10 protein-coding genes are annotated in these 9,881 nt (G+C 63.8%); 5 read left to right on the plus strand and 5 right to left on the minus strand.

Annotation, left to right across the window (positions count from 1 at the left end):
• Positions 1-9: 9 nt before the first annotated feature.
• The 3 genes from AC5Y5W_RS11675 to AC5Y5W_RS11685 all read right to left on the minus strand — a co-directional run bounded on the left by AC5Y5W_RS11675 (position 10) and on the right by AC5Y5W_RS11685 (position 2,632).
• Complete coding sequence (locus AC5Y5W_RS11675; RefSeq protein ID WP_500009544.1) at positions 10-540, minus strand: hypothetical protein; 531 nt, start codon at positions 538-540, stop codon at positions 10-12.
• A 1-nt stretch (position 541) separates the two neighbouring features.
• Entirely contained in the window at positions 542-1,810 is a 1,269-nt protein-coding gene (locus AC5Y5W_RS11680) for a molybdopterin-dependent oxidoreductase (RefSeq protein WP_500009580.1), read from the minus strand.
• 123 nt (positions 1,811-1,933) lie between these two features.
• Positions 1,934-2,632, minus strand: a complete 699-nt coding sequence (locus AC5Y5W_RS11685) for a class I SAM-dependent DNA methyltransferase (RefSeq protein ID WP_500009546.1) — start codon at positions 2,630-2,632, stop codon at positions 1,934-1,936.
• A gap of 238 nt (positions 2,633-2,870) precedes the next feature.
• On the opposite strand from AC5Y5W_RS11685, the gene AC5Y5W_RS11690 reads away from it, so the two are divergent.
• From AC5Y5W_RS11690 to AC5Y5W_RS11700, 3 genes are read left to right on the plus strand one after another with little or no spacing between them, the layout of a single operon-like run.
• Entirely contained in the window at positions 2,871-3,905 is a 1,035-nt protein-coding gene (locus AC5Y5W_RS11690; RefSeq protein WP_500009547.1) for an NAD-dependent epimerase/dehydratase family protein, read from the plus strand.
• Positions 3,906-3,958: 53 nt separating this feature from the next.
• On the plus strand, positions 3,959-4,621 hold the full coding sequence (locus AC5Y5W_RS11695) for a glycosyltransferase family 2 protein (protein WP_500009548.1): 663 nt from the start codon (positions 3,959-3,961) through the stop codon (positions 4,619-4,621).
• Complete coding sequence (locus tag AC5Y5W_RS11700; protein WP_500009549.1) at positions 4,618-5,289, plus strand: TIGR04282 family arsenosugar biosynthesis glycosyltransferase; 672 nt, start codon at positions 4,618-4,620, stop codon at positions 5,287-5,289. The genes AC5Y5W_RS11695 and AC5Y5W_RS11700 overlap by 4 nt, the downstream gene beginning before the upstream one ends.
• 57 nt (positions 5,290-5,346) lie before the next feature.
• Here the strand turns inward: AC5Y5W_RS11700 and AC5Y5W_RS11705 are convergent, their stop codons facing one another.
• Entirely contained in the window at positions 5,347-5,760 is a 414-nt protein-coding gene (locus AC5Y5W_RS11705; RefSeq protein ID WP_500009550.1) for a type II toxin-antitoxin system VapC family toxin, read from the minus strand.
• Positions 5,757-5,975, minus strand: coding sequence for a type II toxin-antitoxin system CcdA family antitoxin (locus AC5Y5W_RS11710; RefSeq protein ID WP_500009551.1), 219 nt, complete (start codon positions 5,973-5,975; stop codon positions 5,757-5,759). Before AC5Y5W_RS11710 ends, AC5Y5W_RS11705 begins: the two co-directional genes overlap by 4 nt.
• Positions 5,976-6,422: 447 nt before the next feature.
• Between AC5Y5W_RS11710 and AC5Y5W_RS11715 the strand changes: the two genes are divergently transcribed.
• Positions 6,423-7,856 (plus strand): hypothetical protein, encoded by a 1,434-nt coding sequence (locus AC5Y5W_RS11715; protein ID WP_500009552.1) that lies wholly within the window; start codon positions 6,423-6,425, stop codon positions 7,854-7,856.
• A 261-nt stretch (positions 7,857-8,117) separates the two neighbouring features.
• Positions 8,118-9,881, plus strand: a 1,764-nt coding sequence (locus AC5Y5W_RS11720; RefSeq protein ID WP_500009554.1) for a hypothetical protein, incomplete at its 3' end; no start/stop codon positions are given.

Here is a 9,881-nt window from a genome sequence, read left to right on the forward strand (position 1 = left end):
CCACTCACCCTAGGATCCATCGCCGGCCCGGGAGTGTCCGCTGACGGCCAGTCGGGCCGCGTAGGTCAGCGCGCTGAGACCGTAGACGGCTGCCACGAGCAGCAGCCAACGTCCGAGGAACGGCTGTTGGTTTTGACCGGTGGCCGCGGCGTAACTGGCTGCTCCCTGCCGAATGATCCCGGGAAAGAACATGGCCAGCGACAGTCCGGCGGCCAGTGTCGGCACACGCAGGTAGTTCAACGGCGACACCGGCGGTGTGCTCGTTGCGGTCCGCTTCCGGCGACCTCGGATGGCGGTAAGGGCTGCGGTGAGGGAGCGGTCGGCGAGGGCGTAGAGCGGAAACAGGACCAGGTCGTGGGCGATGATCGCGGCGATGAACCACACGCCGATGGATTGCCACCACACGGTGGTGTTCCACAGCGCTTGGGGACCGAGCATGATTACCGCGTATCCGGCGAGTGCCCATGCGGTGATGGTGCCCAGCAGGTGCAGTGGATGGCTGCCGTAGAACGCGGCGAATCGGGTCAGCAGTGCGCGCATGTCAATGCTGGGCGAAGTCTATGGACCGCACCCACTTGGTGTTATGGACACCAGGCAGCGCGGGCACGATGATCCGGGCTGGATAGCCGTGGTCTAGCGACAGGTCGACGCCGTTGACCCGGAGAGCCAGGAGCGATTCCGGGTTGCCGACTTGGTTGGCTTGCAAGACAGCGTGGTTGAAGGCGCCGGCCCGCTCCATCGAGCGCACGGACATCCGCGCGGGTTGCGGGAGGCCGGCCAGGACGGCCAGATCGCGAAGGCGAACTCCACTCCAAATCTGGGTGGTCGACCACCCCTCGACGCAGGCGATCGGGAGTTCGGCGCTGTATTGCGGCATCGTTTCCAGGGCGGCGCGGTCGAATCGCATTGTCCGCGAGGGCCCCCGCACGGTGAGTCGCCAGTTGGCGCCGGTGTCCATGGGCGCAATGCGGGCAGCCAGCGCGGTCCTGTTCACCTGGAAGTCGTCGGGGGCCGCGATGCCGCGGCTGCGGCCGCGTGGCAGCAACAGCGCGGCATGACGAGTGACACCGCCGAGCGTCTGGCCGGCGGTGAGCAGCCCGACGAACAGCGCGCCGCCGCCGACGAGGGCCAGCGCGCCACGGCGACTGATCGTCGGTGGATCCGGATTGGCGGCAACCAGCCCGTCGATGTCCGGTGGTTCGGGACGGGTGTCGGCGCGCGAGGTGCGCAGTACGGCGCGAATCGGCTGCGAGGGCAGGCTGATGAGCATCTTCGGGAGTTTGATCAGTACGTGGACGGCGAAACCCGCGATGAACACCCACGCTCCGAAATAGTGCGCGGAGTAGAAGCTGAAGCCGAAGATGTAGTCGTATTGGATGTTGAGCAACCCGGTGGCGATTTCGAAGAGAATCCCGCCCACCAACATCAACAGTGAGAGGCGCTCGACCAGGTTGGCGATCGAGCGCACGGGTGGCCAGGTGAACAGTCGGGGAATCACCGACCAGAGCTTGGCCAGCACCACTGGGACGAGGATCATGGCCAGCCCGACATGCACGCCCTGGGTCAGGCGGTACAGCCATGACGGCTTGCTCGGCCAATCGAACGTCGGCAGCTTCAGCCAGCCGACGTGGGCGGGGATGGCCTGACCGAACTGCGGACCATACGCGATGTAGGACAGCAGGCCGGTCACAATCACGACTGGCAGCCCGGCGAGCAGCACCGCGCCTAGCACCGACGTCAGCCACGGTCCGCGCAACGGACTTCTCCAGCGCTGCAACACACTGACTCCTACCGGGCGGCGGTGATCCAACGCCCGCCACAACGCGGCGGGAAATCCGTAGACCGGCTCCGCACCGTCTCTAACCTGCGACTCGGTGCGCCGGTGCGCGTCAAGACCTTTCGGCTCGCTGGGCAATCACGTGTCCTTTGCCGACTACGGAACATCCCCGCCGCAAGTGGCCGCTGTGAGCACCGCGATGACGCGATCGTGGATGTCGACGATATACCTGAGCGTTAGGCCGGCCGCCTGTGCGATGCCACCGAGGGCGCCGGCACCAACACGTGACCACGGAAACCAGTGTCCCACATGCTGTTCAGTCTCCCAGCGCAGTAATTCGTGACATGACGCGGTGCCCCGGGATTCGATCTCAACGATGACCAGGCCACCGCGTGTGAGGAGGTCGGCTGCTCGCCTCAGGATGCGGACAGGGTTACCGCCGATGCCGATGTTTCCATCGGTCAGCAAGACCTGGTCCCAGTTGCCCTCAGCCGGCAACGGTGCGAACAGGTCGCGGCGAATAGCGGTTGCACCGCGTGTGCGGGTCATCTCCACGGCAACGGTCGAGCTGTCGACCCCCAGTGCCGGCAACCCGCGCTGTTGCAGCGCGGCGGTGAATCGGCCTGGGCCGCACCCGAGGTCCAGTGTGGGGCGCAATGAGCAGTGCCACAGGACGTACTCATCGGCGAGCCGGTCTTCTGCTGTGCTCTGTGGCCCGCCTATCCACCGGGCCATCGGCAATTCGCGGCGATACCCGTGGTGATTGCGGGCCCAGCAGGCGTCGCCTGCCGCAGCTGATCGGTAGATCAGGTCGATGGACCGCGTCGCAGTCGCAGGGCACGTGTCAGCAGCCATAACCGATCCCTGGCCTTCGGACGCGCAGGCCCATCCCATCCCCATCCCATCCGGATCCTTGGTGCGTTCAATTGTTATTCGGTGCTGACTACGCTCAGGATTGCCGCCAGAGCCATTTCCAAACTTGCGATGTTTGCCGCCAGTTAGCTCTGGCCGCTTCAGTCGAGCCGTCGCCGTCGGGCACAGTGGGGAGGGGCCGGTTCTGCAAGCATCGCTTTCGAAAGGACGTCGAGCTGTCGTGAGGGTATTGCTGACTGGTGCGGCCGGCTTCATCGGCTCAAGGGTGGCCGCGGCGCTGCGGGCCACCGGCCATGAGGTCATCGGTGCCGACCTGTTGCTGCCCGCCGCGCACGGAACTGACCCGCAGTTGCCGCCAGACTGCCAGCAGGTCGACGTGCGAGACGGGCGGGCGTTGGCACCGCTGCTGGCCGGCGTTGATCTGGTATGTCATCAGGCTGCCATGGTGGGCGCCGGGGTGGACGCCGGTGACGCCCCGGCCTACGGTTCCCACAACGATTTCGCGACCACGGTCTTGTTGGCGCAAATGTACGCGGCTGGTGTCCGGCGGCTGGTGCTTGCGTCGTCGATGGTGGTGTACGGGCAGGGCCACTACGTCTGTCCTGTTCACGGGCCGGTCGAGCCGTTACCGCGGCGGCGCGCTGATCTCGACGCCGGGATATTCGAGCACCGCTGCCCGGTGGCTCATGAAGAACTGCAGTGGAGGTTGGTCGACGAGGATGCCGCGCTGCGCCCGCGCAGCTTGTATGCCGCCAGCAAGACCGCGCAGGAGCATTACGCGCTGGCGTGGTCGGAGGCGACAGGCGGGTCAGTGGTGGCCTTGCGCTACCACAACGTCTACGGCCCCGGAATGCCGCGTGACACACCATACTCGGGGGTTGCCGCGATCTTTCGTTCATCGATCGAAAAGGACTCTCCGCCAGAGGTGTTCGAAGATGGGGGTCAGATGCGCGACTTCGTTCATGTCGACGACGTCGCGGCCGCGAATCTAGCGGCCGTGGATGTCTCGGAGCGTGGCGGCTTCGCGGCATTCAATGTCTGCTCGGGACAACCGATCTCGATCCTCGAAGTGGCCGCCGCGCTGTGTGAGGCACGTGACGACGCGCTCTCGCCGGTCGTCACCGGGCACTACCGCAGCGGCGATGTCCGACACATCGTCGCCGACCCCGCCCGCGCCGCCAACGTGCTGAGGTTCCGGGCGGCCATCGATCCCCGTGAAGGCCTGCGCCAATTTGCCTTCGCGCCCCTGCGGTAACCGGCCTCCGGACCGCGATGCGCTTCTCCGACGATGCCCTAGGGTCGGACGACATGCCCGACGACACTGCTGGGGTCACCGTGGTGCTGCCGTGTCTGAACGAGGAAGACTGCCTGCCGGGGGTGCTGGCGGCCATCCCCGCCGGTTACCGGGCGCTGGTAGTCGACAACAACAGCACCGACGACACCGCCGCGGTGGCCCGACGCCACGGCGCTGCGGTGATCGTCGAGCCGAGACCCGGTTACGGGTCGGCGGTGCACGCCGGAATTCTCGCCGCCACCACCCCGATCGTGGCGGTGATCGACGCCGACGGTTCGATGGATCCCGGTGATCTGCCCCGGCTAGTTACCGCACTCGAGGCCGGCGCGGACCTGGTGACCGGTCGGCGACGGCCGGTGGCCGGGCTGCATTGGCCGTGGGTCGCCCGGGTCGGGACCGTGGTGATGAGCTGGCGGCTGCGGAACCGCCACGGTCTGCGCGTGCATGACATCGCGCCGACGCGGGTGGCCCGGCGTGCCGCACTGCTAGAACTCGGTGTCGCCGATCGGCGATCGGGCTATCCACTGGAGTTGCTGGTCCGCGCCGCCGCCGCCGGATGGCAAGTCGTCGAACTCGACGTCAGCTATGGCCCGCGGATGGGTGGGCGATCCAAAGTAAGCGGTTCATTGCGCGGCAGCATCACCGCCATTCTGGATTTCTGGAAGGTGATTTCGTGAACGTCCTCCCGGTGACGCTGTTGGTGGTCGCCAAGGCCCCAGTACCCGGCCGGGCCAAAACGCGGCTCGCCGCCACCGTCGGTAACCAAGTCGCCGCCGAGATCGCTGCCGCGGCGCTACTCGACACGCTGGATGCAGTGGTCGATGCGCCGGTGGCCGATCGGGTCGTAGCACTCACCGGCGACCTAGACGCCGCCGCAGCCGCCGCCACGATCCGACAGCGGCTGGCCTCCTTCACGGTGATCCCGCAGCGCGGTGACGCCTTCGCTGACCGGCTTGCCAACGCACACAATGACACAAGCGCCGCGTCCCCCGGACAACCCGTCCTGCAGATCGGGATGGACACTCCTCAGGTAACTGGTGAACTTCTGGCGCGGTGCGCGCGCACGCTCCTTCATTCCCAGGCGGTGCTCGGACCGACCCGCGACGGCGGCTGGTGGATATTAGGTCTGCAAAAGCCGCTGATGGCCGAGTGTCTGCGGAGGGTGCCGATGTCGCAATCTGACACCGGCGCGCTGACCCGAGCGGCGTTGCAGGACAACGGCTGTCAGGTGGCCTCCGTTGAGCTTCTGACCGACGTGGACGTTGTCGATGATGTTGCCCTAGTGCGCGCTGCGTGCGACCCGGCCAGTCGCTTTGCTCAAGCGACATCTACCGCCCAGCTCTGAAGCAGCGGTGCGGGTAGCGCCTCTGCGACGACGACGGCGGTCTTGCCTTGAGTTCTCTCAGGCGATCACATAGGCCGCAGGCCAAGCGCGCGCCAATCGCTGATCCGTGGTCAGCAGCACCAGATCTGCCGTATCGGCGAGTTCAACGTAGACGGCATCGGTGAGGCGAAGAGTGTCGCGGCGCGCCCAAGCCCCGGCAAGCAGCGGCATGAGCTCATGCCGGGTCACTGGTGCCTGCCTCAACTCATCGAGTGCCGTATCGACTTGGGCAACGGTGAGCACACCGGCGCGTTGCATGCGAGCAAGCGCTGACAACACTTCGGCGTCAAAGTGTGCCGGCGCGTGCATCACAGTGCGGGCGAGTCGAGCACGTACCGCTGGATACCGATCGCCTGTGCGCGCAAGTAGATCGACCATCGCACTAGCGTCGATGACCACGTGCTCTGACGGTAAGGCCGCGGGCGCGCTCACGCTCCGAACTCGTCGCGGACGACATCAATCGCATCCAACACATCGTCATGCCGAGCGGCGGTGCTTCTGGCCTCCAGCCCGTCAAGCCATGCGTCGGTTCCAGAATTTTCCAACTCGGCATTGATCGCGGCCTGAGTCAGCGCCGAGACATTCAAGCCTCGCGCCCTGGCACGCTCCGCCAAGTCGTCCGGGACATACACATTCAACCTGGCCATACACACTAATATACACACACCTGCTTAGGCTTCGCTGCTATGCCGATAGCCCGCGTCCCCGGGAATCCCCTGCTGCGCACCGCCGATCGCCGTCTGCACATGGCGGCTGGACAGGAGATTTCGCAAACGTCCGTGTGACAGCCTTTCCGCCGAATTCCGGCGGCGGCGTGGTGGGTGGCTCAGGCCATCGAGTGGACGGCACGGAAGCGGACCGTCGCGCTCAACTGGATCGAGATGTCCTCGCAGGACTGTTCTTATCTCCTCGAAAGCGTAATCCGCACCTAGCTTGCTCCGGGTGCTCCGAGCTTTTGAGCTGCTGACCGAACGTTGTCGCCGCGCTCAATCACGGCACCGCGTTCTTGTAGGTCACTGATCCGCTGCAAGTGAACACCCTGTCGAATTCGTATCGTTATTGCAGGGATAAGTCCAGGCGAAAGGGACCTCTCGGTGACAAACTTCGAAGCTGTCGGTGGACAGTTCTGGCTGCCCGAATATCCCGACGTCGTGGTTCAGGGAACTTTTACCGCTACTGCAGGTGAGCGGGCCGAGGTGGCCTTGGAAGGCGGCCTGCCGATAGGTCTACTGCCGGGGGGCCAACCACCGGTGCCTGCCGCGAAGGTGGGCGAAATCGCTGGCGTGATGAGATCACATGCTGCGGGCTCGGCTGCGAGATTTCGCCCAGTGACGGTCGCCGGTCAACTCGCGAGCGGTGAGTTTGTCACGCTACTGAACGCACCCAATTTTGGTGGCGCGGGCTCGGCCCCGCGCTATGTCGCTTCGGCAGCCATCATTGGAGCCGCCCCCGTGACATCCGATAAGAGCTACAGCGCCGTTCGATTTCTCCTCGACAACCCGCTCTGGCTCGCACATCTCACCGACGGCGATTCTGCTGTCGTCGAAGACGATCAGTCCGTGCTCAGTGTCGAGTCCTCCTCGGACGGAAACTGGCTAGTTTACGAGTCGTCAACGCCGGTGGGTTTGCGACAAATCGAAAGTCGCGTTGTATCAGGATGTCTCGCGCTCGCACAACTGGCGCTATTTCCGGATAAGGACCTTGTTGCACGCCAGACACAGATGCGTGTCGGACCCGACAGCCCCTGGCTGGCGGTGCATGGCCCTGCGTTCGGTGTGGAACCGGAGCACGCCCGCCTTCAGACCCTGCTGCCCAGCACCGAGCTCACTATTGAGCGGTTCGCCAGCTGGATAGAGCTAAACGACCGGTTCGACGGTCTGGCATGGGCGGTGGCTAAGGAACTGGAAATGCCCGTTCAGCTCCAGGTTCAGGTGCTCACGTCGCTGGTTGAGGGATTTCACCGCCGGTTGCCCTTCCAACAATTGTGGTTGCCGGAGGAGGCGGACCAACAGAAATCCAGGGAGCAGCGAGCCGCGTTGCAACGTATACGCGAGGCCGCCGTTGAGGCTGCTGCTACCCAAGCAGAGAAAGATGGGCAACTCGATCACGAGCTGGTTCGCCGACGCGTGGGCGATGCGCTTGGCCATCTCGGAGAACGAAGCTACCGCGAACGCGCCACCGACATTGTCGAAGCGGTGCTGGCCGCCGTTCCTGAAATCGGTGAATCCGTGGCTAATGTCCCTCCGCGGCTGAGAGACACCCGGATCGAGTTCGCCCACCAGCTGCCGCAGCCGAGCATGAACGACTCGAAAGATCCGTTCGAGAAGCGCGCGCTCCGCTGGCTAGCCCTTTCTCGTCTCACTACCTGGCTGATTCGGGTTCTGCTGCTACTCCACGTCGGCGTCGAACCAGGTCTATTGCGTGAAAGATGTCTCGAGCACGAACGATTCGCGTTTCACCGAGTGAACCTCGACAAATTGGTGAGAGAGCTTGGGTGGGTGCCGCCATCTGAACCCCAATCGAAATAATTGAACACCGGCGACCGTCGGTACCTAGGCAGCAAATGCGTGCGAGTCGCCCGGCCGGCCTGTTCATTACGCATGGCTCGAGTCCCGCGACTGCTGCCCACAGACCCCTGCTCCGGTCTGTTCCGACTTTCCTGTCTTCGAATCAGTGCGGCTCTTCTTCGTTTCAAAACACCGATAGTTAAGGGGGTGCCCCCCAGCCGGATGGGATACAAACTCGTTGTAGAGATAACGAAGCGACTCTTAGAGCGATTGCGACGGTGCATGACTAACAGCGGCTCGACAAACGACCTCCTGGTACAGGAAACCGATCCAGCACTCGGATCGAATGCACGAAGTGACGCTTTTAGCGCTTCCTGGGAGCTCTTCGATCAGGCGAACCGGGCAGGACAAGAGTTGCCTGATCGCTGGAACGAGCTAGTCAGGACCGATCTCTTCGATACATCTGTCTTTGCGGATGCGGATGGCCATGGGCGCGTCGACGTATATGTAGACGAATACGAGGAACATCGCCTTGATTCTCTGCGGAGCGGTGCGAAGAAATTCGTCTCGCTACTCCTAGCAACCGCGCGCGAAGCCTTGCTGGACACGGAGCGGTGCGTGTCAGCCGCTCTGCGCGCACCCGGTCGCAACCACCTCCCTCAATTTCCGTTGTGCGAGAGCGCCGCCGAGTTCCGCAATTTTCTCGACTCAGGAGCCCTTGACGGACTTCGACCAGATCAAATCCAGCTCATCGAGCAGTTCCAGCCCTACTACCTAGCCACTGACGACGATGACTCGCATCGCATCTTCCTCCTACTAGTGCAGCACCTGCACCGCCTAGGTCAAGTCATCGAGGCTGAGAGCAGGCCCCTAGTCGCATTCTGGGCACACTCTGCGCAACCGCAGATACTGGTTAATGCCCCCGGCTCAGCGAGCGAGCTTCAGGTCAAGCCCGATGGCCTCCTGGTCGATACCCATTGCGTCGCAACATTTCGCGTGCCTCCCGGAACACGTCCCCGTGCGAACCCTTGCATAGCATTTGATCCGGTTTTCAACGCCGAGCCGTGGCCTCAAGATCCCGACGACAACATGAGCGTCCGCTGCCGAGGACTCCTGCTCATCATCGAGTTGTTGATCCAGGGACTAGAGCGGTCGGTGGGTCTGCGCCCGCCGTTGCACAGTGGTCGTTTTCGACTACTGCCATCGCCTGAGGATGACCCGCTTTGGGCTCGGGTAGATGCCAGCGACGTTCCAGACATCGAAAGCGGTTTGGCGGCATCCGACCTCGGCCTAGCGACCTACCAAACTGGCGACGAATTCATCATGCTGGTGCAACGACCGGACGGGATCTATGGCCGTGTGGTCCCCCGGGCAACATCACTCGATGAGGGCATCCCTCGCGGAGAGGCCGCGGAGCGTGCCAGCCGTGGATCCGCGGCGCGTTGGGGCCTACCTGACTTTGTTCTTGCGCCCAGAACCGTTGAACGCGGTGCCGCAACAAGGGAAGTCGGCGACGGCACAATCGCCTGCGGAGACTTGGGCGTCGCTGTCCAGGTCAAGGCCAGATCGAACGCGACCGACAATCCCGCCCGCGAGATATCGTGGATTAGGAAGAAGATCGCAGAGGGAGCTCGGCAGGCCGCCGGCTCAGTAAGAACGGTTCAGCGCTCACCGCTAGAGCACACCAACGCCAGAGGGCGATCGGTAACAGTTGATGGATCTTCAATCGAATGGATCGGTCTGGTGATTATCGATCATGACGACCCTCCCGACACCCTCGAATACGGCGCCGATGCCGCGCGACTTCCATACGTGGCCGTATTGCGGCGAGAATGGGATTTCCTTTTCGATCAACTCCGCTCAACTACCGCCGTTGTCGCGTACCTTCACCGCATTGCCCCCGATCGCGTCGCTCCGGGCACCCACGTCGCCAACTACTACGAACTCGCGCTGGCCGACGAAAAGACGCCAGCCGACCTTCTCAACTCCCGCATTCCGGATTCACTGAGTGACCCAATCTTGCGCTCTTCACATCCTCTTCTACCG

It is taken from the genome of Mycobacterium sp. NGS51, from assembly GCF_059812525.1.